Raw genomic sequence first — 424 nt, forward strand, 5'->3', positions numbered from 1 at the left:
CAAGCACGGTCATCTCAGCCGGGAGCAGAAGCAGCTGGCGCTCAGGTTGCACGCGAGGGGCTGGCGGCTGGTCGATATCGCCAAGGAGATCAGCTGCAGCGCGCCGATGGTCGGCATCATGGCCCGCACCGGCAGGCACCTCGATGCCAAACCGCTCGGCTGGAAACCACGCCAGGGCTGCCTGACGATCGATGAGCGCGAGCAGATCCTTCTGGGGATCAATCGTGGCGACACATTCACCGCGATCGCCGGGCAGCTGGGGCGAACGGTGTCCACCATCAGCCGTGAGGTCAAGCGCGGCGGAGGCCGCTGCGAATACTCGGCTTGGCGCGCACATGAACGTGCCCGCCAGCAGACTCGTCGGCCGAAGCCGTTCAAGCTCAGGCCCGGCCGACTGCTCGAGGAGGTCGCCAGTCGGCTGGAG

The 424-nt window shown here is 67.0% G+C and carries 1 protein-coding gene; it reads left to right on the forward strand.

What is annotated here, in order from left to right:
* A partial coding sequence (locus IG178_RS24235; RefSeq protein ID WP_193215172.1) for a helix-turn-helix domain-containing protein occupies positions 1 to 424 on the forward strand: 424 nt, incomplete at both ends.

Source organism: Neoluteolibacter marinus, assembly GCF_014904755.1.
Taxonomy (GTDB): Bacteria; Verrucomicrobiota; Verrucomicrobiia; order Verrucomicrobiales; family Akkermansiaceae; genus Haloferula; species Haloferula marina.